This window comes from Nocardiopsis sp. NPDC007018 (assembly GCF_040635075.1).
Lineage (GTDB): Bacteria > Actinomycetota > Actinomycetes > Streptosporangiales > Streptosporangiaceae > Nocardiopsis.
This window is the reverse complement of record NZ_JBEYHA010000027.1, coordinates 51972-75389: the sequence shown is the minus strand read 5'-3', so window position 1 is coordinate 75389 and position 23418 is coordinate 51972. Positions and strand designations below refer to the sequence as shown.

At 72.4% G+C, this 23418-nt stretch carries 18 protein-coding genes; 8 read left to right on the top strand and 10 right to left on the bottom strand.

All coding sequences use genetic code 11. From position 1 onward, the window contains the following. Positions 1-877 precede the first annotated feature (877 nt). The gene (locus tag ABZ635_RS16700) at positions 878-2443 is read left to right on the top strand and encodes a BCCT family transporter (RefSeq protein ID WP_357765459.1); all 1566 of its coding nucleotides are present in this window, start codon (positions 878-880) and stop codon (positions 2441-2443) included. Positions 2444-2643: 200 nt separating this feature from the next. After that, the gene (locus ABZ635_RS16695; protein ID WP_357765456.1) at positions 2644-3732 is read left to right on the top strand and encodes a ferric reductase-like transmembrane domain-containing protein; all 1089 of its coding nucleotides are present in this window, start codon (positions 2644-2646) and stop codon (positions 3730-3732) included. A gap of 42 nt (positions 3733-3774) precedes the next feature. Here ABZ635_RS16695 and ABZ635_RS16690 read toward each other — a convergent pair whose 3' ends face one another. Genes ABZ635_RS16690 through ABZ635_RS16680 form a run of 3 tightly spaced genes read right to left on the bottom strand, consistent with a single transcriptional unit; the run spans position 3775 to position 6873 of the window. Further along, positions 3775-4599: a carbohydrate ABC transporter permease gene (locus ABZ635_RS16690; protein ID WP_357765453.1), complete on the bottom strand. Its 825-nt coding sequence runs from the start codon at positions 4597-4599 to the stop codon at positions 3775-3777. Beyond that, a complete protein-coding gene (locus ABZ635_RS16685; protein ID WP_357765450.1) occupies positions 4599-5549 on the bottom strand; it encodes a sugar ABC transporter permease in 951 nt (316 codons plus the stop codon). The genes ABZ635_RS16690 and ABZ635_RS16685 overlap by 1 nt, the downstream gene beginning before the upstream one ends. Continuing rightward, complete coding sequence (locus ABZ635_RS16680) at positions 5542-6873, bottom strand: extracellular solute-binding protein (RefSeq protein ID WP_357765447.1); 1332 nt, start codon at positions 6871-6873, stop codon at positions 5542-5544. The genes ABZ635_RS16685 and ABZ635_RS16680 overlap by 8 nt, the downstream gene beginning before the upstream one ends. A 289-nt stretch (positions 6874-7162) precedes the next feature. On the opposite strand from ABZ635_RS16680, the gene ABZ635_RS16675 reads away from it, so the two are divergent. Both ABZ635_RS16675 and ABZ635_RS16670 read left to right on the top strand, forming a co-directional pair. Next, on the top strand, positions 7163-9286 hold the full coding sequence (locus ABZ635_RS16675; protein WP_357765445.1) for an alpha-N-acetylglucosaminidase TIM-barrel domain-containing protein: 2124 nt from the start codon (positions 7163-7165) through the stop codon (positions 9284-9286). A 162-nt stretch (positions 9287-9448) separates the two neighbouring features. Next, complete coding sequence (locus ABZ635_RS16670) at positions 9449-10564, top strand: winged helix DNA-binding domain-containing protein (protein WP_357765442.1); 1116 nt, start codon at positions 9449-9451, stop codon at positions 10562-10564. 117 nt (positions 10565-10681) lie between these two features. Here the strand turns inward: ABZ635_RS16670 and ABZ635_RS16665 are convergent, their stop codons facing one another. The 7 genes from ABZ635_RS16665 to ABZ635_RS16635 all read right to left on the bottom strand — a co-directional run bounded on the left by ABZ635_RS16665 (position 10682) and on the right by ABZ635_RS16635 (position 17327). Further along, a complete protein-coding gene (locus ABZ635_RS16665; protein ID WP_357765439.1) occupies positions 10682-11455 on the bottom strand; it encodes a DUF1932 domain-containing protein in 774 nt (257 codons plus the stop codon). 130 nt (positions 11456-11585) lie between these two features. Further along, the gene (locus tag ABZ635_RS16660; protein ID WP_357765436.1) at positions 11586-12353 is read right to left on the bottom strand and encodes an IclR family transcriptional regulator; all 768 of its coding nucleotides are present in this window, start codon (positions 12351-12353) and stop codon (positions 11586-11588) included. A gap of 42 nt (positions 12354-12395) precedes the next feature. Next, on the bottom strand, positions 12396-12995 hold the full coding sequence (locus ABZ635_RS16655) for a methyltransferase (protein WP_357765433.1): 600 nt from the start codon (positions 12993-12995) through the stop codon (positions 12396-12398). A gap of 198 nt (positions 12996-13193) precedes the next feature. Beyond that, entirely contained in the window at positions 13194-13463 is a 270-nt protein-coding gene (locus tag ABZ635_RS16650; RefSeq protein WP_357765430.1) for a hypothetical protein, read from the bottom strand. Between the two features lie 57 nt (positions 13464-13520). Continuing rightward, on the bottom strand, positions 13521-14864 hold the full coding sequence (locus ABZ635_RS16645) for a TRAP transporter large permease subunit (RefSeq protein ID WP_357765427.1): 1344 nt from the start codon (positions 14862-14864) through the stop codon (positions 13521-13523). 400 nt (positions 14865-15264) lie between these two features. Next, the gene (locus tag ABZ635_RS16640; protein WP_357765425.1) at positions 15265-16143 is read right to left on the bottom strand and encodes a CoA ester lyase; all 879 of its coding nucleotides are present in this window, start codon (positions 16141-16143) and stop codon (positions 15265-15267) included. Continuing rightward, positions 16143-17327, bottom strand: a complete 1185-nt coding sequence (locus tag ABZ635_RS16635; protein WP_357765423.1) for a CoA transferase — start codon at positions 17325-17327, stop codon at positions 16143-16145. Before ABZ635_RS16635 ends, ABZ635_RS16640 begins: the two co-directional genes overlap by 1 nt. Positions 17328-17497: 170 nt before the next feature. Here ABZ635_RS16635 and ABZ635_RS16630 point away from each other — a divergent pair, with 170 nt between their 5' ends. The 4 genes from ABZ635_RS16630 (at position 17498) to ABZ635_RS16615 (ending at position 23314) form a co-directional block, all read left to right on the top strand. Then, complete coding sequence (locus tag ABZ635_RS16630; protein WP_357765420.1) at positions 17498-18184, top strand: GntR family transcriptional regulator; 687 nt, start codon at positions 17498-17500, stop codon at positions 18182-18184. A gap of 643 nt (positions 18185-18827) precedes the next feature. After that, a complete protein-coding gene (locus ABZ635_RS16625; protein ID WP_357765417.1) occupies positions 18828-19856 on the top strand; it encodes a LacI family DNA-binding transcriptional regulator in 1029 nt (342 codons plus the stop codon). After that, a complete protein-coding gene (locus ABZ635_RS16620) occupies positions 19849-21387 on the top strand; it encodes a sugar ABC transporter ATP-binding protein (RefSeq protein WP_357765414.1) in 1539 nt (512 codons plus the stop codon). Before ABZ635_RS16625 ends, ABZ635_RS16620 begins: the two co-directional genes overlap by 8 nt. After that, positions 21377-23314, top strand: coding sequence for a substrate-binding domain-containing protein (locus ABZ635_RS16615; protein WP_357765412.1), 1938 nt, complete (start codon positions 21377-21379; stop codon positions 23312-23314). The genes ABZ635_RS16620 and ABZ635_RS16615 overlap by 11 nt, the downstream gene beginning before the upstream one ends. Positions 23315-23418 lie beyond the last annotated feature (104 nt).

The following is a 23418-nucleotide window of genomic DNA, read 5'->3' as shown; positions in this document are numbered from 1 at the left end:
GCCGGCCCGGCCCGCCCGCCCCGCTCCCGCGCGGGTGGCAACACCCCCCGCCCGCGCCCCGCGGCCCGGCCGCCCTCGGCCAGGTGGTTCGGGTCCACGCCGACCAGACCAGCGGCCCCGCCCACCGGTGCGGGTCCACACCGACCCCGCGAACCTCCCCGGCGAAGGAGCGGGACCCCGCCGACCACCCCGGTGGCCCTCCCGGCCGACGGGCCCGGCCATGAGATCGCCCACGCTCGGCCCACCTCCTCCCCGCGCTCGCCGCGACGCCCCGAGCCGACGCATCGCCCCAGGGAGCGGGCCGCGCGGCCCCGAACCGGGCCCTCGGCACCCGAACCCGCTGCGCGCGCCGTGCCACCGACCACATCCCGTGCGGGTTCCCCCGCTCCCACATGCGAGTACGCTCATCCGAAGGCCTCATCCGCTCATGGTCCCCCCGGGGACCGGCCGCTCCCCCGACCCCGTCGGTGCGCGAGTGCCGCAGCGCGGTCGGCGCTCGGTCGCTTCCCCGGCCCGGCGTCGGGCGAGGCCCGTGAAGCCAGTGCGTGGCCGTGCTGTCGAGCCCGCCGAACACCCGGCCGGGCCCTGCCAGTCGTGGCGGCCACCGGCACCCGCGTCGCGGCGCGTCTTCCGCGTCGCTCTCCTCTGACCCTGGGGCCCGTCACGCTCTCCTCGACACCGATCGCCCCGCCGTGCCGTCCGGCACCGCGGGCGCCCTTCGTCGTGCGCGCTCGCTGGACGGCGTCCCGGCTCCCGAACTCCACCGACGAACAGGCGGTTACCTCCGTGCGCACCACCCCCGACTCCGGAAGGGTCGGACTCCACGGCCCAGGGCCGTGTGAGACCTCATGCCGAGCGGCACGTGAGGAGTCGACCCATGAATGACGCTCCGGCCGGACGAAGAACCGTCGGGGTGGTCTTCTGGGCCTCCCTCGCGTTGTCGGCCCTGTTCGTGGTGTGGGGCGTGGCCGCCCCGAACCACCAGATGGCCACCATGAACTCCGCCCTGAACGCGGTCACCTCCAGCTTCGGCTGGGTGTACATCCTGCTGCCGCTGCTCCTGCTGGGGCTCCTGGTGTGGCTGGCGTGCAGCCGTTACGGGCGTATCCGGCTGGGCGCCGACGACGACCGCCCCGAGTTCGCCACCCACACCTGGATCGCGATGATCCTGTGCGCGGTGATGGGCATCGGCCTGGTCTCCTACGGCATCGCCGAGCCGATCTCGCACTTCGCGACCCCGCCGCACGACCTGGCCGAGCCGGGTACGCCCGGGGCCGCCGTCCTAGCCCTCCAGTACTCCTTCTACGACTGGGGGCTGCACGCCTGGGCGATCTTCGCGGTGTTCGGCCTGGCCCTCGGATACTCGATGTACCGCAAGCAGCGCCCCGGGCTGGTCAGCGCCCTGTTCCGGCCCCTGCTGGGCCGGCACGCCGACGGCCCCGCGGGCAAGGCGATCGACGTGTTCACGGTGTTCGCGACGCTGTTCGGCACCACCACGTCGCTCGGTCTGGGCGCGCTCCAGATCGACAACGGCCTGAACCGCGTCCTGGGCACGCCCACCGGGTCCACCACCCAGGTCCTCATCGTGGTCGTGGTCACGGTGCTGTTCAGCCTCTCGGCGGCCTCGGGGGTCAAGCGCGGCATCCGCTACACCAGCGAGATCAACCTGTCGGTGGCCTCGGTGCTCTTCGTGTTCGTGCTGTTCCTCGGCCCGACCGCGTTCCTGGTGTCGCTGTTCCTGGAGTCCCTGGGCCAGTACGGCGGGGACTTCCTCCAGATGAGCCTGCGCGGCCCGGCCTTCGGTGACACCGTCTGGCTCCAGAGCTGGACCTACTTCATGATGGCCTGGTGGGTGTCCTGGGGCGCCTTCGTCGGTGTGTTCCTGGCGCGCATCTCGCGCGGGCGCACGATCCGCCAGTTCGTCCTGGTGGTCCTGGGGATGCCGAGCCTGGCGTTCTTCGCCTGGTTCTCGGTGTTCGGCGGCGCCGCGATCGACCTGGACCTGAACCACGGCACCGACATCGCGGGCGCCACGGCGGCCGACCTGAACAGCGCCTTCTTCGTCACCCTGGCGGAGTTCCCGCTGCCCGTGCTGACGGCCACTCTGGTGGTGATCCTCGCGGTGCTGTTCTTCGTCTCCGGAGCCGACGCCAACACCTACGTGCTGGGCATGCTCACCACCCACGGGTCCATCAGGCCCCGGACGCCGATCCTGCTGCTGTGGGGCGCGGTGACCGGCGCGCTGGCGATCATCCTGCTGCTCTCGGGAGGGCTCAACGCCCTCCAGCAGACCGTGATCGTGGCCTCCGCGCCGTTCCTCGTGGTCATCGTGGGCGTGGTGGTCAGCTTCCTGCGCGACCTGCGTTCGGAGCCCGGGCCCGATCCCCGGCCCGCGCCCGTGTCGACCGGGCACCCGCGGGACGAGGTCGCCGTCGAGGGCTGACGGCGTCCGTTCCCGACGACGGCCTCCGGTTCCGACCGGCGGCCGTCGCGTTCCCCGGGGACCGCCCCGAGGGTGGGGGCAGGAGGGCGGAACGGCTCCTGGACTCCGCGCCCCCGCCCGGGGTTCACTGTGACCGCCGTGGGGATTCTTCCTCGCACGCCGCGGCCGTCCTGTTCCCACCCCCTCTGGGAGACCCCCACATGCGACCCACCCCCGCCCCCGACCGTTCACCCGGCCCCGCGAGGAGGCCCCGACTCGACCGCCGCACGCTCCGCTCCGACCTGCGCCACCTGCTCTTCGACTCCTCCGCGGCCCTGGTCGCGACCGCCGTCATCTTCGTCGTCCTGTACGTACGGATCGAGGGAGGCACCTCACAGACCCTGGAGGTGATGCCGTTCCTCGCCGACGCCCGGCGGTACTGGCTGTACTGGGCGTGCCAGGCCTTCGGCTGGTCGGCGCTGCTGTGGGCGTGGATCACCGTCATGCTCGGCCTGGTGCGCGCCACCCGTCCCCCGGCCTCCCTGCCGGTGCCCCTCTCGCGGCTGGAGCGCTGGCACCGGGTCACCAGCATCACCACCATCGGGCTGATGTTCGGCCACGCCCTCGCGTTCTTCCTCGAACTGCTCCGGGAGAACGCCGACGGCCTCGGCGCCCTCCCGCTCCTGTTCTCGGCGTTCGTGGACGTGTTCGTCCCAGGCGGGTACTCGTCGGGGACCGGTCAGGTGGCCATCCTGCTGGGACTCATCGCCCTCTACCTGGCGATCCCGCTGAGCCTGTCGTTCTACGTACGGGCCTGGACCGGGTCGCGGCTGTGGCGGGTCCTGCACCGGTTCGTCATCGTGGTCTACGTCCTGAGCGTGTGGCACACCCTGTTGTACGGCACGAACGTGTGGTTCGACGGCGCGTTCCGCACGGTCGTGTGGGCGCTCCAGCTGCCGGTGGCCCTGCTGTTCCTGGCCCGGCTGCTGACGCCGCTGCGCGCCGACGAGCGGCTGACCCGGGCCGACCTGGTCCGGGGCCGGGTGACCGGCGGTCTGGTCCGGCTCTGCGGGCGCATGCTCGCGGCCGCCGGTGTGGTGGTGCTGCTCCTGGTCACCGTGACCGGTCGGGACGGCGGCCGCACCCGGGGCGAGCCGTCCGGTGACCTGCTGGTCACCCAGCCCCTGGTGTGGGGCGGGCTGGCCGTCCTGTTGACCGTCATGGGCGCGGTGGCCCTGGCGGTGCGGGCCTCCGAGCGCGATTCCGGCCCCGCCGGTCCGCGAAGGCGGCCCGAGGAGGACACGCCCTAGCCGAGCGGCCGCCGGGACCGGACGTCCCGGCGGCCGCCCGTCTCACCCCTTCACGGCACCGCGCGTGATGCCGTTGACGAAGCTGCGCTGGAAGAGCAGGTAGACGACCACGATGGGGGCGATCACGATCAGGCTGGCCGCCGCGAGCAGCGGGACGTCGGTCCCGTACTGACCGACGAACAGGCCCAGTCCGGTGGGCGCGGTGCGCAGCGCCGGGGTCTGCACCATCACGAGGATGAGCAGGAACTGGTTCCACGACCACATGAACACCAACACCGACAGGGTCGTGACGGCGGGCCAGGAGATCGGCATCAGCACCCGGGCGAGCACCGCGCTGTCGCGGGCGCCGTCCACCCTGGCGGCCTCCACCAGCTCCTTGGGCACCCCGGCGAAGTGCGACTGCATCCAGTACACGCCGAAGGGCAGGAACAGGGCGACCTCGGCGAGGACCACCCCCGTGTGGGTGTTGGTCAGGCCCACCTCCCGGAGGTTGAGGTAGAGGGCGATGACCAGGAGTTCCACCGGCAGGGTGAGCCCCAGGACGAAGCCGAGCGAGAGCACGCGCCCGCCCCACGCGCCCAGGACCGCGAGCGCGTACCCGGCCAGGGTCGCGAAGCAGACCGTCAGCGGAACCACGAACGCGGCGATGACCAGACCGGACCTGGTGAGCTGGTCGAAGCGGCCCGCCTCCCAGGCCAGCCGGAAGTTCTGCCACGACCATTGGTCGGGCACGCCCAGCCCGCCGACCTGGGAGCCGGTGGGGTGGAGGGCGGCCAGGACGATCCCGACGAAGGGAAAGAGCACCAGCACGGCGATCAGCGCCAGCACGCCGTGCCGCAGGACCGAGACGGGGACGTCTTGACGCATCACTTCTCCCTCGCGAGCAGTCGGATGACGCTGACCAAGGCGACGACCAGCAGGGTCAGGACCACGGCGAGCGCGCTGGCCGCACCGACGTCGCCCTCGTTGAAGGCGAGCCGGTAGACGAGCAGGGCGGGCACGTTGGTCTGCCCGGCGGGGCCCCCGTTGGTGGTGACGTACACGAGGTCGAAGCTGGCCAGCGCGGCGATCGTGGTGATCACGCCCGCGATGCCCACCTCCTTGCGCAGCCCGGGCAGGGTGACGTGCAGGAACCGGCGCAGGCGTCTGGCTCCGTCGAGGGCGGCGGCCTCGTGCAGCGCCGGGTCGATCTTCTGGGCCCCGCTCATGAACAGCACCATGCACAGGCCGCTCATGCACCAGGTACCGATCAACCCCAGCGCGACGAGCGCGAGGTGGTAGTCGGCGAGCCAGGAGCGGGCCAGCCAGCCCAGGCCCACGGCCGCCAGGAACTCGTTGACGGCGCCGCCGCCGCTGTAGAGCCAGCGCCAGGTGGTGCCGACCGCCACCAGGGGCAGCACCTGGGGCAGGAAGTAGACCGTCCGGTAGAAGGTGGTGCCCCGCCCGCCCCGCGCGGTGAGCAGCCCGGTCATCAGCAGCCCGATCGCGATCGGCAGGAACGAGAAGAAGACGATGAGCACGAGCCCGTTGCGGATCGCCCCGGCGAGCAGAGGGTCGGTGACGACCCGCGTGTAGTTGGCCAGCCCCGCCCAGGCCGGGGCCTGGACGCCGTCCCACTCCAGGAAGGAGAAGGAGAGCGTGCTCAGCGCGGGGTAGATCGCGAAGCCGCCGTAGACGGCCAGGGCGGGCAGCAGGTAGAGCCAGCCCTTGAGCCCGGACCGGGTCCGGTGTCGGCGGCGCGGGCGCCCGCCCCCGGCGCCGGGGGGCGGCGCGGGGGCGGGCGCGGTGTGCCGGTGCGCGGGTCCTCCGCTACTCATGGTGGCTTTCCCATTCGGCCTGTAGGGAGGCGAGGAACTCCTCGGGGGTGGCGCTTCCGGAGATCAGCCCCTGGACGCCGGGGGTGAGCTGGTCGATCATGCCGGGCGTGGCGTAGTCCGGGAAGGGGACGATCCCCTCGTTGTCGGCGACGGTGCCGAACCCGGAGTTGACCTCGCCGAGCAGTCCGCGGCTCTCGGTGGGCGCCTGGGTGTCGACGGGCATGAAGCCGGTGGACAGCTGGATCTCGGCCGCCTCGACGCCGCTCAGGTAGTCGAGGAAGGCCGCGGCCACGTCCGGGTGGTCGGTGTGCGAGGACACCGCGTAGGCGACGCTGGCCCCGGAGGCGACCGGCGTCTGGTCCACGGTGGTGCCGGGCATGAGCATGAAGCCGACGTCGTCGCCCATCTCGGCCTCCAGTTCGAAGGCGGCCCAGTTGCCGGTCACGAGGAACATGCCGTCGCCGTCGACGAACGCGGCGCGGGCGTCGTTGTCGGAGGTGGCGTTGGCGCTCTCGGGGACGTACCCGGCCTCCACCCAGCGGTGGAAGGTCTCGGTGGCCTCGGCGGCGGCGTCGGTCTCGATGGTGGACCCGGCCGCTCCGTACACCCAGTCCTTGTACTCGCCGTGGTCGCCGAGCACGTTGAGCAGGGCGTTCCAGATCTGGAATCCGCCAACCTCGAGGCCGCCGACGCTGAGGGGTGCGATGTCGGCCTGGTCGGCGAGGTCGAGGGCGGTCTCGAAGTCCTCCAGGGTGGCGGGCGGTTCGGGGACGCCGGCCTCCTCCAGGAGCGCGGTGTTGTAGAAGACGCCCAGGACGGAGAGGGCTCCGGGTGCGGCGTAGAGGCTGCCGGTGGCGAACTCGGAGGCCTCGTCGTCGGACCGGAGGGGTTCCAGGCTGGCGGCCGGGAAGGACTCGTCCCAGCCGTAGGCCTCGGCGTAGGGGTCGAGGTCGAGGATGTGGCCGCCGGGGATGAGGGAGCGCATCGCGCCGGGGTTGTACTGCGCGATGTCGGGGGCGTCGTCCGAGGTCATCGACAGGCTGATGGTCTTGACGTAGTCGGTGAACTGGGTCTGCTGGAGCTCGACCGTGACGTTGGGGTACCTGGACGTGAAGCCCTGGACCAGCTCGTGGGTGGGCGGGTCGTCGGCGAACGCGAGCGTGAGGGTGGCCTCGGCGTCGCCGATGTCGGTGGAGATCTCACCGGGGGTGTTGTCCTGGGCGGAGCCGGTGGTCAGGGCGGCGCAGGCGGTGAGCGTGAGCGCGGCCGAGGCGGCCGCCGCCGAGAACGCCGCGGCGCGTGTGGCCTTTTCCTTGGGGGGCATCCTGTTTCTCCGTTGATCCTTTGTGGTGGGGGGTGCCGACACTCCTGGGGAGAGCGGACTCCGGTCCCTGGGACGGCGCGCGAGAACAGGGAACACCGATGGGGGATCACGCTGGCCGGGCGATGTCCTTGCGTTTCGCCCGCCGCAGCGTCGGGACGTCGAGGGCCCGGTAACCCAAGGCTTGTCCGGCCTCAGATCGGTTATGTACTGTACGTAACTGAATTCTCACGACGCAACTTGGATAACCTAAATGTCCGCTATAGCAACAAATTCTCCCTTTTGGGAAACCGTGGCACTCGGATTGGTCACCAGGATTCTCGGACCCGTTCACACGGAAGTCCACTTTCGGGAGCTCGACGCGCGGGAAAGGGCGTTCGAGTTCAGTGCCCGGGAGGGCGCGCTCACCATCGCCGCCACCGACGCGCTCGCCGCGTCCGTGGGTCTGCACACCTACCTCCGGGAGGTCTGCGGAACCGCGGTCGGCTGGGACACGCCCCGGCCGCTGCCCGTCACGGAGTTCCCGGACGCCCCGCCGACCCGGCGCACCGCCGAGACCGACCAGCTCTACTACCTGAACTTCTGCACCCAGGGCTACACGGCCGCGTACTGGGACTGGGACGACTGGGAACGCGAGATCGACTGGATGGCGCTGCACGGCGTCACCCTGCCCCTCACCCTGCTCGGCCACGAGGCCGTCCTCCTGGACGCCTACGCCGCGCTGGGGCTGGACGAGTCCACGGTGCTGCGCTTCCTCGGCGGGCCCGGCTACCTCCCCTGGCAGTACATGGGCAACCTCGACGGCTTCCCCGGTCCGATGCCCTCCTCCTGGGTCGACGGCCACCTGCGGCTCGCCCGACGGGTGCTCGAACGCCAGCGGTCCTTCGGCATGACCCCGGCCCTGCCCGGCTTCACCGGGCACGTACCCGACGAACTCGCCCCCGGGCGGACCCGGACCCGCACCTGGCAGGGGTTCACGACCCACGTCCTGGACCCCGCCGACCCCCGGTACGCGCGGGTCGCCGAGGAGATCGCACGCAGCCAGGCCCGGCTGCTGGGCACCGACCACCTGTACGCGCTCGACCCGTTCATCGAGATGGTGCCGGTGGACGCCGACCCCGCCTTCCCGGGGCGGGTGGCGCGGGCCACCCTGGCGGGCCTGACCGAGGCCGACCCGGACGCGGTGTGGGTACTCCAGGCCTGGCCCTTCTCCTACCAGCGGGACTTCTGGTCGGACTCGCGCGTGCACGCCTTCCTGGACGCGATCCCCGACGAGCGCCTGCTCGTGCTCGACCTGTGGGCGGAGGAGGACCCCCAGTGGTCCCGGCTGGGGGCGTTCGGCACCAAGGAGTGGGTGTGGTGCGCGCTGCTCAACTTCGGCGGCCGCACCGACCCGATCGGCGACCTCCAGGGCGCGGTGGACGGGATCAACGCCGCCAAGGCCGCCGGGAACCGCCCCGTGGGTCTCGGACTGTCCATGGAGGCCACCCGGAACAACCCGGCCTTCTTCGAGCTGGTGGCGGACCAGGCGTGGACGCGCACCGGTGACGTGTCCCGGGACTGGCTGCCCGGGTTCGTGCGCGGGCGCTACGGGCCGGAGGCCGACCCCGCGCTGCTGGCGGGCTGGCGCGCACTGAACACCACCGTCTACGGGGCGTCGGGGGTGCGGATCTTCCCGGAACAGTTCAACGGGGTGCTGACCGCCCGGCCCGGTTACACGGACTTGGCCCGGCCGGAGAGGGTGCGCGCGGAGGTCGACGGGCTGGTCTGGTACCCGTGGACCGACCTCGTTGGAGCCTGGGAAGCGCTGGTGGGCGCCGCCGAACGGGAGCCCGCGCTGGCGGAGGGGCCGCTCGGCGGGGACCTGGCCGACGTGGCCATGGCGGTGCTGGCACGGGTGGCCGACCACCGGTACGCGGAGCTGGTGGAGGCCGCGGCCGCGCGCGGCGCGGTCTCGGCCGAGGACGTGGAGCGGTTCCTGCGCGTGTTCGACGACCTCGACGCGCTGCTGGCGACCCGCCCCGAGTACCGGTACGCGACCTGGGAGGCCCGGGCGGAGTCGTGGGCGGCCGACGACACCGACCTGCGCGTGCTGCGGGACAACGCCCGCCGCGTCCTCACCGTGTGGACCACGCCCGGGGACACCGTACTGGACGACTACGCGGCCCGGCTGTGGGCGGGCCTGGTCGGCGGCTACCACCGGCCCCGGTGGGAGGCGTGGGGGCGGGGCCTGTCGCGTGCCGTCGTGGACCGGCACGGGGCCACGGCGGAACTGAACCGCGAGTTGACCGGGATCGCGGAGCGGTTCCTGGCCGAGGGGGCACCGACGGTGGAGGTCCCGCCGGAGGGGGTGGTGGGGCGGTCGCGCGCGCTGCTGGAACGCTACGGCCGCGCCGGGGCCCCGCGAGGACGGTGATCGGCCCGTGCCCGGCCCATCCGTCCCTCACGACTCCCGACCCTCGCCCTCCTCGACCGTTCCCGCGCTCCATCGTGTGGTCCGCTCCGACAGTGGAGGACAGGAACCGACCGCCACTCCTGCGAGGGTGTCCCCGCACCACGACGAACGGGGGAACCGACCATGGCCACGAGGACCGCGCCCGTGCTGGACGACCGCGCGCTGAACCGCGCCGCGCTGGCCCGGCAGGCCCTTCTCGAACCGACCACCCGGTCGGTGTGGGAGACCGTCTCCCACCTGGGCGGGCTCCAGGCCCAGGAGCCCCAGGAGCCGTTCGTCGGGCTCTGGTCCCGCATGGCCTCGTTCGATGCCGCACAGCTCTCCGACCTGCTCAGCGCACGGCGCGTCGTGCGGGTCCACCTGATGCGGCGCACCGTCCACCTGGTCACCGCCGAGGACGCCCTCGCCTGGAGGTCCCGGTTCGATGCCATGCTGCGGCAGAAGGTCATGGGCGTCTACCGGGCCGACCTGCGCGGGGTCGACCTCGACGCACTCGCCGAGGCGGGCCGCGCGGTGATGTCCGACGGGCGGCCCCGGTCCATGACCGAGCTGGTCGCGGCACTCTCCGACCGCTGGCCGGAGCCGGGGCGGCGTCCGCTCGGCGAGATGCTGGTCTCGGCCCTGCTGCCGGTGGTGCAGTCCCCGCCTCGCGGGCTGTGGCGCACCGGCGGCGGGGTGCGCAACGTCCTGGTCTCCTCGTGGCTGGGCCGGGAGCCCGATCCCCTCGCCCCCGAGGGCTCCGACCCCGTCGGTGAGGCCCTGGTCCGGCGCTATCTCGCCGCGTACGGTCCGGCCACCACCACCGACCTGCGTTCCTGGTGCGGGCTGGCCGGGCTTCCGGCGGCGGTGGCCGCGGTCCGGGGCGAGCTGGTCTCCTTCCGGGACGAGCGTGGCAGGGAGCTGCTCGACCTGCCGGACGCGCCCCGCCCGGACCCCGGCACCGCGGTTCCGGTGCGGTTCCTGCCCGCCTTCGACAACGCGGTGCTCGGGTACCACTTCCGGAACCGGATCATCGACGACGAGCACCGGGGGCTGTCGGTGGCGGGCGAGCGCGTGGTCCTGGTGGACGGCCGGGTCGGCGCGACCTGGCGGGTGGAGGACGGCGCCGTGGTGGTCGACCCGCTGCGCTCCCTGTCCCGGACCGACCGCGAGGAGGTCGCGGAGCAGGGGCGGCGGCTGGCGCTGTTCCTCTCGGACCAGCGGTGCGACCGGGTACGCGTGGGGACCTCCCCCGCGTGAGCCCCGCCCAGGCGCACCGAGCCGCCGCCGACCGACCCCGACCGACTCCGGAGCGACCCCCGACCGGGCCTGCGCGCGCACGGCGCACGCGCGGCGCGGCCGGGGGCGCGGCGCCGGTCAGCCCTGTCGGCCGTTGGCGGCGAGTCGGCGCAGGGTCTGTTCCGAGGCGGTCGTCATCTCGTTCGGGACACCGAGGGAGTCGAGGTAGTCCGCGGTGGCCCGCACCTCCTCACTGCGGCGCGACGCGTGCTTGACGGTGCCGCTGAGAAAGCGGTCGACCAGCTCCGTTCCGCCCGTGAGCTGCGCGGCCACCTGTTCGCGCACCCATTCCTCCGCCCCGGCCGCCCGGCCCGCCATCACGGCCTCGCACACCACGGAGGCGAGGGGCTTCATCAGGGAGCTGCGCAGGAGCTTGCGCGCCGTGGCCTCTCCCGGTTCCCCCTCCAGGACCTCCACGCGGGCGCCGAGGGGTGCGCACACCCGCGCGACGTCGGCGGCGCCCGGGCCGCTGGCGATGAGGTCGGTGGCGGCTCCCCCGATGGTCATCGGGCCGAGGATGGCGACGTCGGCGAACCGGGCCCCGGTGGAGCCGACCCTCGTGCCGATCGCCCGCATGGTGTCGGGGGCGGCGGAGGTGAGGTCGGCGTAGACGGTGTCCGGGCGGAGCGCTCCGAGCACGCCGTCCGCGACGGCCGGTGCGACGGAGGCGGAGGTGAGGACCAGTACCAGGTCCGCACCGGCCACGGCCGCGTGGGCGGAGTCCGCGCGGTGGACACCGTCGGGGGTGTCCGTGGGGCCGGGGTCGAAGCCGGTGACCTCGTGGCCCTTGGCGGTGAGCGCGCTGGCGTAGATGTTCCCGGCCTCACCGAGGCCGATGACCGTGATGCGCATGGTGACCTTTCGTCGTGTGGGAGCCGACGACGGTCCGGTGCGGCGCGCGGGTGCGCCCGCCCCGTCCGGTCGCCGCTCCGCCGTGGTCCGGCGGGCGGCGTTCCCGGTACGGGTCAGGCGCTGGGCCGGATCACGGGCGGGCGTGCCGTCCGCTGAGGGCGGAGGCTGCTCTTCGGAGTTCGGGGACGGCCTGTCGTAGGCGGTCCTTGGAGGTGTGTTCGGAGGGTCCGGACACGGAGAGGGCGGCGAGTACCTCGCCGGTGGGGCCGGTGACGGCGACGGCCGCGGCGGCGACGGCGACGTCGCGCTCACCGATGGTCAGGCTGTGGCCGTCCCTGTCGATGTCCTCGAGTTCGCGGCGTACGCGTTCGGGGTCGAGCGGTTCTCCGGCGGCGTTGACGCACCCCTCCGACATCGCCGCCACGGCGTCCCGCTCGTCCTTGGGCAGGTGGGCCGCGATGACCTTGCCGGACCCCACGTAGAGCGGGAACCAGCGGCCGATCGGAACCTGGTAGTGGAGCTGGGGGCTGCCGTCGACCCGCACCGCGAGCACGCGCTCGAAGCCGCTGCGCACGTACAGGGACGAGGTGAGCCCGGTGACCGAGGTGAGGCTCTGCATGACGGGACGGGCCTGTTGGGTGAGCTGGTCGTTGACCAGGAACCCGTGGGCCATGCGCAGCACGGCCACGCCCAGGCGGTAGGTCTGGTTCTCCGTGACCACGAGGCCCCTGCGCTGGAGGACGGCGAGCGACCTGAGCACGGTGGCCGGGTGCAGGTCCACCAGGCGGCACAGGTCCACCAGGCGCAGCGGGGTGTCGCTGCGTTCCAGGGCCTCCAGGACGTCAAGGGCACGCTCCACACTGCGTACCGTGGGCTGGCCCGACGACTCTGCGGCCACTGCGGAACCCCTCAGGGTAGGGAGCTGAATGTCCCGCAAATGCTACAGGGAGGCGATCCTCGCCCGTGCCTCCTCCTCGCTGGCGCGCTTGGCCTCGGCGGCGGTGACGATCTCCTCCAGCCGGTGCCTGGGGATGACGGTGACGCCGTCGTCGTCGCCCACGATCACGTCGCCGGGGTTGACCACGACGCGGCCGACGGAGACGGGGACCTGGAGCAGGCCGGGGCCATTGCGGTAGGGGCCCGCCGGGGTGACGGCGCGGGCCCAGGTCGGGAAGCCGATGGCGCCGAGGTCGTCGGCGTCGCGGACGGCGCCGTCCACGACGAACCCGGCGAGGCCGCGGGCCTTGGCCCGTCGGCCCATGAGGTCGCCGAGCAGGGCGCGGTGCGTGACCGCCTGGCCGTCGATGACGAGGACGTCACCGGGCGCCGCGGTGTCGATGGCCTCGTGGATGAGCTTGTTGTCGCCCCCTGCGGTCATCACCGTGAAGGCCGGTCCCACCACCTTCGCGCCCTTCCAGACGGTCGAGATGGCGGCCTCGGCCACGTACAGGCGGTCGAGCACGTCACCGACGTTGGCCGCGGGCAGCGTGCCCAGACGGCGGTGCAGGTCATCGGGCAGGGGTGTGGTCTGTCCCGTCATGGGGTTCCTTTCGAGGGCGCGAGTCGCCGAGTTCCCTTGGCGACACCACCAACATTTCATCTAGTGAAGTTCATTGTCAATGCATGAAATATGCATGGCTTCTTGTCACCACTACGCCACCATCCGCAACCAACGAAGGCGGGGCGCCCGACCCGAACCGAGCCGCGCCCCGCCTCCGCGAGGTGGAGGATTGTGAGGTCAGGCCGCCGGAGTCTCCTCCTGGTCGTCACCGTGGAGGTAGGAGGCGAGGAAGGCGATGACACCGAAGGTGGAGGCGAGGGTCACCGCGGGAACCAGCAGGTACTCCGAGGCCGCGCTGACCAGCGCGGGCTGCGACAGGACGGTGCCGACCAGCTGCCCCAGCACCATGAGGATCGCGACGAGGAAGAACCCGGCGAACGTCGCGACGAAGAGGACCCGGAGGATGCTCAGCGCGAGCTGGCGCGCCGACTGTTTGCGTTCGGACATCAGGTGCCCCTTTCTGTTCGGGCGGGCGGCCGTACCGCCCGCCCGGGACGCGATGGATCAGACGACGAAGATCGGCAGGACTCCCCAGCCCACGAGACAGGCCAGGAGGATGATGGGCACGAGGTAGAACAGGATCAGCGGCACGAAGGTCTTCTCCGCCTTGACCTGCACGATCCCCGACGCGATGAAGATCGGCGCGGAGGGCGGGGAGGACCCCTCGGTGGAGGCGGCCACCAGCGGCACCACCAGCGCGATCACCGGGTCCACGCCCACGGCGACGAGGCTGAGGAAGGACACCTGGCCCACGGCGGTCAGCGCGGCGGTCGAGGTCAGGGGGATCGAGACGACCGCGACCAGGAAGACGGTCAGCGCCACCATGAGGAAGGGCCCGGCGTTGAAGTAGCCCAGGACCTGCTCGACGTCCTCGGCCAGGCCGAGGTCCGCGAGCACGCCGCTGGCGGCCATCGCGAAGATCAACAGCGCGCCGATGGTGCCCAGGCGCGGCATCGCGGCGAGCACGAAGTCGTACCACTGGCGTGCGCTGCCGGGCAGCTCGCGGCGGCCGACGATGGCGGCGATGAGGATGATCAGGATCGGAATCCACGTGATGAGCGAGATGTCGCCGAGCGCGTCCCCGAGGCGGTCCGGCGAGCCCAGGTAGTCCGAGAGCGGGCCGGTGGTGACCGCGATCGGGATGAGCGCGCCGAGGTAGATGAGGGTGGCGGGCCATCCGGTACGCCACACCCGTGCGAACGGGAGCCGGGCCTCGTCCTCGGCCACCCGCACGCCGTCCACCCGGACGAACACGAAGGCCATCACGAGCCGGTGCAGGACCTGGTACAGGCCGGTGACCAGCAGCGCGAGGTAGATGTCTCCGGTCGAGACGGCCGCACCCGCGAAGCCGAGCATGATCACCATGGACGAGCTGGGCGGCAGGGCGGCTCCCATACCCCCGTTGCCCGCGAGGATCGTGGCCGCGCGCGCCCGGGTGAAGCCGTTGCGCACCATCCAGGGTCCGGTGACCGAACCGGTGGAGGCGACGTTGCCCGAGTTGGACCCCGAGAGCGCCCCCATCACGCCGGAGGCGACGACGTCGACGTAGGCGGGGCCGCCGCGCAGGCGTCCCAGGGCCGCGTTGAGGATGTCGAGGATCTTGTTGATGAGGCCGGTGCGCTCGATCATGTACGCCATGAACACGAAGGCCAGCGCGGCGTAGATGACCTCGTTGGAGGTGGTGTTCACGAGGCCGGAGACCATCGCTCCGAAGAAGTCCCCGCCCGCGAACAGACAGGTGACGACGAAGCCGAGGAACATGGCCTCGCCCATGTTCCTCTTGAAGACGGCGCTCCAGACGATGATGACCGCGATGAAGGCGGCCAGGGCCAAGAGGGCTGAGGGCATGGGAGGCTCCCGGGCTCGGTGATCGGGGAACGGCGTCGCGGAGGACGCCGGGCGGTGGCGGACCGTTCGGAGGAGTGCGAACGGTCGGCGGGGTGGGGAGGCGGTCCTCTCCCACAGGTCGCGTGTTTTCATCTGGTCGAAACAAAGTTTCAACTAGTGAAGTGTAAGTGCGCTGTGTGAAGTGTGTCCCAGGTTACGTCGAACGTCAACCGTGCACCGAGAATCTTCTGACCTGCAAAGCGACCGTCACGGGGCGCGCACGGACGCGGGCACGCCCAAGGCACACGCGGCCAACGCCCCGCTACGGTCCGCCGCTCTCCCGGATCGCCCGGCACACAGGGCATCCGGCCCCCGGAGGGGGCGGGCGGCCGGACTCCCGCCCCCGGGAAGGGAAGGGGCCTCAGTCCGACCCGCGCTCGGCGATGCTCTCGGCCAGGGCCAACGTGCGCAGGGCCGCGGCCACGACCGGCGCGTCGACGAAGCGGCCGTCGGCCAGAGCGATCGCGCCGCCCCCGCGCACCGACTCCGCGGACGCGCCCTCGGCCGCCTCGGCGATCTGGCGGGCACGGGACACCTCCTCCTCGGAGGGGGTGAAGGCCCTGCGGATCACCGGGACCTGGCGGGGGTGGATCGCCGAACGGCCGAAGAGCCCGCTGTCACGCCCGCGCAGGCAGGAGCGGTACAGGCCCTCGGTGTCACGGACGTCGATGTAGGCGGCCATCCCCGGCGCCGCCAGCCCGGCGGCGGCCGAGGCGACGACGATGCGGGTCCGCAGCCACGCGAAGGCCTCGTCGCCCCGCAGACCCAGTTCGGCGGTCAGGTCCGCCTCCCCCAGGGCCAACGAGCGCACGGCCGGGTGAGCCGCGATCTCCGAGGCGTTCTCCACGCCCCGCGCCGACTCCAACAGACAGTCCACGGGCACGCCCTCGCCGACGGCGTCCACGACGAGGTCGACGTCCCGCACGGACTCGATCTTGGGCACCCGCACCCCGTCCGCGCCCCCGGCCGCCACGGCGGCGGCGTCGAGCGCGGCCCACTCGCTGTGCGGGGCGTTGATCCGCACGTGCACCCGCACCCCGTCGTCGGCCGACCCCGCGCGGCGGGCGTCGAGGAAGTCCCGCACGTTGCGTCGGGCCGCTTCCTTGGCCGGGGGCAGGACCGCGTCCTCCAGGTCGAGGATGACGGCGTCGGCCCCTGAGGCGACCGCCCTGGCGAAGCGCTCGGGACGGTCACCGGGTACGTAGAGCCACGTGACCAGTGGCGCCTGGGTGCCGCTCATCAGATGACCCCCGCTTCGCGCAGCCCGGTCCGGGCCTGCTCGGAGTAACCGAGCTCCGCCAGGACCTCGTCGGTGTGACGGCCCTTGGGCGGACCCACCCAACGGATCTCACCGGGGCTCTCGGACATCCGGAAGGGCACGTTCTGGATCGCCACGCTCCCCAGTTCGTCGTCGGGGACGTGCACGATCGTCTCCAAGGCCCGGTACTGCGGGTCGTCGGCGATGTCGGACGCGTCGTAGATGGGCGCGATGGCCGCCTGCGCCCGGTCGAACTCCGCGATCACCTCGTCCGCGTCGCGCGCGGCGATCCAGGAACCCACGGCCTCGTCGAGTTCGTCGGCGTGCTCGTAACGGGTTCGGCCGGACGCGAACCAGGGCTCGTCCACGAGGTCCTCACGCCCCACCAGGCGCATCACGCGTTCGGCGATGGACTGGGCACTGGTCGAGATCGCCAGCCAGCGGCCGTCCCGGGTCCGGTAGGTGTTGCGGGGGGCGTTGCTGGTGGACCGGTTACCCGTCCGCTCCGGGATCGCCCCGGTCGCGTGGTAGGCGGTGAGCTGGGGGCCCAGGACCGTGAGGATCGGCTCGATGATGGCCAGGTCGATCACCTGGCCCCGGCCGGTCTCCTCCCGGTGGTGCACGGCGACCATGACGGCGTAGGCCACCGCCAGCGCGGCGATCCCGTCGGCCAGGGCCAGGGGCGGGAGCGTGGGCGGCCCGTCGGGCTGACCGGTCATGGCGGCGAAGCCGCTCATGGCCTCGGCGAGGGTCCCGAAGCCGGGGCGGTGGGCCATCGGCCCCTTCTGCCCGAACCCGGTGACGCGGGCGACGATGAGCCGGGGGTTGCGTTCGAGGAGCGTCTCGGGGGCGAGGTTCCAGCGTTCGAGGGTGCCGGGGCGGAAGTTCTCGATGAGGACGTCGGCCTCGTCCAGCAGTCGGAGCGCCACTTCCTGGCCCTCGGGCCGGGACAGGTCGAGCGTGGTCGTGCGCTTGTTGCGGGCCAGCATCTTCCACCAGAGCCCGACCCCGTCCTTGGTGGGCCCGTGCCCCCGGGCCGGGTCGCCGCGACGGGGGTGCTCGACCTTGACGACGTCGGCGCCGAAGTCGCCGAGGTAGGTGGCGGCCATCGGACCGGCGAAGAGCGTGGCCGCGTCGACGACCTTCAGGTTGCTCAGTGATCTCATAGCAAACAACTTATAAGATATATAACCAGGCGCAAGGGGGTCCCCAGCCATCCGGCGCCACCGCCGCGCTCTCGCCACGGCCCCGCCACCGCCCGAACGCCGACGGGGTACCGGGTCCCGAACCCCTAAGCTGGGTTCCATGAACATCGTGTCGACGGGGAGGTCCGCTCTTGTCCGCCTCTGGTAGCGGGGAGACAGCGGGGTTCCCGCGTACTGGACGTCCGCCCACAAGCAAGGCCGAGTACGTACACGAGACGCTCCGGCACGAGATCGTCAACGGGGTCCATCCCCCCGGCTCCTCGGTCAACCAGGACGAGGTGGCCACCCGCCTCGGGGTCTCCATCACGCCCGTCCGCGAGGCGCTGCGCCGCCTGGAGAGCGACGGCCTGGTCACCTACCGCGCCCACCACGGCGCCACCGTCTCCGCCCTCGGGGTGGAGGCGGCCGAGGAGCTCCGGCTCCTGCGCGCCTCGGTGGAGGGGCTGAGCGCCCGGCTCGCCGCCCAGCGGATCACCGAGGGGCAGCTCGCCGAGCTCACGGCCGTCCACGACCGCATGGTCGCCGCCGCCCGGGACTCCGCCGACTCCCAGGAGCTGGCCCGGGACAGCCACCTGTTCCACCAGATGGTCGCCGACATCGGCGGCCCCGCCCTGCTGGGCGGACACGTCCGCTCGCTCCGGCGCAACAACCCCATCCTGGAGACCGTCTCTCGTTGGAAGGACCCAGCCAGGGTCCGCTTGTACCTGGACGCGCACGGAGAGATGCTCAGGGCCTTCGCGCAGGGCGACGCCGAGGAGGCCGAACGCCTCATGGCCGAGCACATCCTGGCCTCCCCCGGCGAGGACGCGGACCGCTAGCACGGGCGCACCGGGCCCTCACTCGGCACACCCGCCACATGAGTCGGGGGCCGGGATGCCCGGGAATCACGGGACCGGCTCCACACGGGACGCCGAATGCCCCGCGGGCGTGCCGGACCCTCACCCGGCACATCCGTCGCATGAGCGGGGCGCCGGGAGGCCCGGGACCGACCCCGCACGGACCCAGGAGCCTCAGGAACCCCGGAATCCCAGGGGCCCGAGGCGCCCCGTCACCCCTGCCGTCCAGCGCCGGGCACCTCGACCACCTACGGCATCCACGTCACCAGCGGCTTCCCCGACATCCGCGCCCGGGCGGGCCGGTCCGCCGCCTGCCCACCGCGCGGAAGGCGCGGCACCCGGGTACGCGTCGAGGCGTCGCTCACGTGAGGTCGGCACCCGTGGGCGCACTCCACCCCGCCCGTGGGCGGTCCCGAACGGTGCCGTCCGCAGGCCCGCCCGCCCCCGACTTGTGAATTCCTGTGCCGATGACGCATCATGGCTTCGTGATCGCACATGTAAACGTTTCCACGCGGTTCGCCGAGGGGGTCCCTCGAGGCTCTCACCGGGCTGACCACACCCCGGAACCCGCGCGATACCGCGCCCCGGACCGCACCCCGGAACCCGCGTCCACGGGTGGCCCGGAGTGGTAGGCATCAAGGACGTCGCCGCCGCCTCCGGCCTGTCCGTGGCCACGGTCTCCCGCGCCCTCAACGGCCACGCCTCCGTCAGCGAGGCCGCCCGCGCCAGGGTGCTCGCGGCCGTCGACGCCCTCGGCTACCGGCCCAACGCGGTGGCGCGCTCCCTGCGCACCGACCGCACCGGCACCATCGGCCTCGTCATCAGCGACGTCCTCAACCCCTACTTCACCGAGCTCGCCAGAGCCGTGGAGGAGGAGGCCCGCGCACTGGGCTTCAGCGTGATCATCGGCAACGCCGACGAGCGCGCCGACCTGGAGGACCACCACGTCCGCAACCTGCTCGAACGCCGGATCGACGGGCTCCTGGTCTCCCCCGCCGACGGCCACTCCCCCAGCACCCTCGACGCCGCCGCCGGGCCCACCCCCGTGGTCTTCGTGGACCGGTGGATCGCCGGGGCCGACGCCCCCGTGGTGCGCGCGGACGGCCGTGACGCCGTCCGCGACCTGGTCGACCACCTGCACGCCCTGGACCGCCGACGGATCGCCGTGATCACCGGCCCCGCCGCCACGACCACCGGCCGCGAACGGCTCGACGCCTTCCGCTCGGCCCTGGCCCGCCACGGGCTCCCCCTCCCGGAGGAGTACGTGGGGCGCGGCGACTTCCAGGCCGAGAGCGGCCGCCTGGCCACCGAGCGCTTCCTCGACCTGCCCGAACCCCCCGACGTCGTCTTCGCCACCGACAACCTCATGGCGCTGGGCGCCCTCGACGCGATCTCCGCGCGGGGCCTGCGCGTGCCCGACGACATCGGGCTCGCCGCCTTCGACGACATCCCGTGGTTCTCCCACACCGACCCGCCGATCACCACGATCGCCCAGCCCACCGCCGAACTCGGGCGGGTGGCGGTGCGGGCCCTGGCCGCGCTCATCGAGGGCGAACCCGCGACGTCGACGGTCCTGCCCGCCCACCTGGTCGTCCGCCGCTCCTGCGGCGAGCCCGTCGCACCAACCCAGTCAGGAGGAGCCGCACGTGAGTAGCCCGCACGAACTGCTGCGCATCGAGGGCGTACGCAAGGCCTTCCCGGGGGTGGTGGCCCTCGACGACGTCGGCTTCGACCTGCGCCGGGGCGAGGTCCACGCCCTCCTCGGCGAGAACGGGGCGGGGAAGAGCACCCTCATCAAGGTGCTCTCCGGCGCGCACCGCCCCGACCGCGGGCGCGTCCTCGTGGACGGCGAGGAGGTCGTCATCCGCGACGCCCAGGACGCCGCCCGGCTGGGCATCGCCACCATCTACCAGGAGTTCAACCTGGTCCCCGACGTCACGGTCGCGGAGAACATCTTCCTGGGCCGCCAGCCTCGCCGGTTCGGTCTGATCGACCACCGGCGGATGGAGGCCGACGCCGCGCTCCTGCTGGACCGCGTGGGCGTGCGTGTCTCCCCGCGCGCCAAGGTGCGCGGGCTGGGCATCGCCCAGCTCCAGATGGTGGAGATCGCCAAGGCGCTCAGCCTGGACGCCCGGGTGCTCATCATGGACGAGCCCACGGCCGTGCTCACGACCGGCGAGATCGAGCGGCTGTTCGAGATCGCCGGGCGGCTGCGCGACGAGGGTGTGGGCATCGTCTTCATCACCCACCACCTGGACGAGATCGCCGCTCTGGCCGACCGGGTGACGGTCCTGCGCGACGGCCGCTCGGTGGCGCACGTGGGCGCCGACACCCCCGAGGACGAGCTGGTCCGCCTGATGGTGGGGCGCAGCATCGACGAACAGTACCCGCGTGAGCGCCCCGAACCCGGTGAGCCGCTGCTGCGGGTGCGCGGCCTGACCCGCCACGGCCGGTTCCGGGACGTGGACCTCGACGTACACGCGGGCGAGGTCGTCGGCCTCGCCGGGCTGGTGGGCGCGGGCCGCACCGAGGTGGCGCGTGCGGTGTTCGGCGCCGACCCCTACGACGCGGGCGAGGTCGAGGTGGTCGGCGTGCCCCTGCCCGGCGGCGACGTCAGCGCGGCCATGCGGGCCGGGCTGGGCCTGGTCCCCGAGGACCGCAAGGGCCAGGGCCTGGTCCTGGACGCCTCCGTGGAGGAGAACCTGGGCCTGGTCACCCTCGGCCCCACCAGCCGGGCCGGGTTCGTGGACCGTTCCGGGCAGCGGACCTCCGCCCGCCGAATCGCCGGCGAGCTGGGGGTGCGCATGTCCGGCATCGACCAGCACGTGCGCACCCTCTCCGGCGGCAACCAGCAGAAGGTCGTCATCGGCAAGTGGCTGCTGGCCGACTCCCGGGTGCTCATCCTCGACGAGCCCACGCGCGGTGTGGACGCGGGCGCCAAGGTCGAGATCTACCGCCTGGTCAACGAACTGACCGCCTCCGGTCACGCGGTGCTGATGATCTCCAGCGACCTGCCCGAGGTGCTGGGGATGAGTGACCGCGTGCTCGTCATGGCCCAGGGCCGCATCACCGGGGAACTGGCCGCCGAGGACGCCACGCAGGACGCCGTGATGTCCCTGGCGCTGGCCGCCGCCCCCCGAACCGACACGGAACAGAACGGAGTGGAGGGCCCCCATGGCCACTGACACTGAGAAGAGCGGCGGCGCCTGGCCCGCCGTGCGGCGTTTCCTGCTGGAGAACGGCGCGCTGACCGCCCTGGCCCTCCTGGTCGTGGTCATGTCACTGCTGTCCGGCGACTTCCTCACCGCACAGAACCTGCTGAACGTGGGTGTGCAGGCGGCCGTGATCGCGGTCCTGGCCTTCGGTGTGACCTTCGTGATCATCGCGGGCGGGATCGACCTGTCCGTGGGTTCGGTCGCGGCGCTGTCGGCGACGGTGCTGGCGTTCCTGGCCACGGTCGAGGGGGTGCCGGTCTGGCTGGCGCTGCCGCTGGCCGCCGCCACCGGCGCGGCCTGCGGTCTGGTCAACGGCGCGCTGGTGGCCTACGGCAAGCTCCCGCCGTTCATCGCCACGCTGGCCATGCTGTCGGTGGGGCGCGGGCTGTCGCTGGTGATCTCCGAGGGCAGCCCGATCGCGCTGCCGGACTCCGTGGCCGCCCTGGGCGGCTCGATCGGCGGATGGCTTCCGGTTCCGGTACTGATCATGGTCGTGATGGGCCTGATCACCGCCGTCATCCTGCGCCGGACCTTCACCGGGCGCGCGATGTACGCGATCGGCGGCAATGAGGAGGCGGCGCGGCTGTCGGGTATCCGGGTCCAGCGTCAAAAGCTCGGCATCTACGCACTGTCCGGCCTGTTCGCGGCCGTCGCGGGTGTCATCCTGGCCTCACGGCTGGCCTCCGCGCAGCCGCAGGCCGCGCAGGGGTACGAGCTGGACGCCATCGCGGCGGTCGTGATCGGTGGGGCCAGCCTGGCCGGTGGTGTGGGTACCGCCTTCGGCACGCTGATCGGCGCGCTCATCCTCGCTGTGCTGCGCAACGGGCTCAACCTGCTGTCGGTGTCCGCGTTCTGGCAGCAGGTCGTGATCGGTGTGGTGATCGCCCTCGCCGTCCTGTTCGACACCCTGCGCCGCCGTTCCGGGGGTGCGGGCGGTGGTGACACCGGGCCGGGAGCCGCCGTCAGCCGGGGTCGGCGCGGAGTCCAGCTCGTCATCGCGGCGGCCGCCACCGCCGTCGTGGTGGGGGCGCTGTCGTTCCTGCTGCCGAACTCCTCCTCGGACGGGCCGCGCGTGGGCATGTCGGTGTCCACGCTCAACAACCCGTTCTTCATCCAGATGAGGGACGGTGCCCAGGCCGAGGCCGACGAGGCCGGGGTGAACCTGGTGGTCACCGACGCCCAGGACGACGCCTCCCAGCAGGCCGACCAGGTCCAGAACTTCATCAGCACCGGTGTGGACGCGATGGTGATCAACCCGGTGGACTCCGACGCCGCCGGTCCCCCGGTGGTGGGTGCCAACAACGCCGAGATCCCGGTGGTCGCGGCCGACCGCGGGGTGACCGACGCCGAGGTGGCGACCCTGGTGGCCTCCGACAACGTCGAGGGCGGGCATCTGGCGGCGCGGGCGATGGCCGAGGCGCTGGGTGAGGAGGGCCGGATCGTGATTCTCCAGGGAACCCCGGGGACGTCGGCCAGCCGTGAGCGCGGGGCCGGTTTCGAGGAGGGCATCGCGGAGTTCCCGGACATCGAGGTGGTGACCAAGCAGAACGCCGACTTCGACCGCTCCAAGGGTCTCGACGTGATGACCAACCTGTCGCAGGCCCACGGTCACCTCGACGGCGTCTTCGCGGAGAACGACGAGATGGCCCTGGGTGCGGCGGCCGCGCTGTCCTCCCGTGGTGAGGAGACCGTGGTGATCGGCTTCGACGGCACCCCCGAGGGGTTGGAGGCGGTGGCCGACGGCGTGCTGCACGCGTCGATCGCCCAGCAGCCCGCCGAGCTGGGGCGGGTGGCGGTGCGCAACGCCATCGCCGCCGCGAACGGTGAGGCCCTGGAGGAGACCGTGATGGTGCCCGTGGAGGTCGTCACGGAGGAGAACGTCGAGGACTTCTCCTGACGAGGTGCGCATGACCGCGTGAAAGTGGGAGGGAGGGCCCGGGGTGGAGACGCCCCGGGCCCTCCGGCCTGCCGGGCGTCGCGATCAGCGGCAAGTGTTCGTAC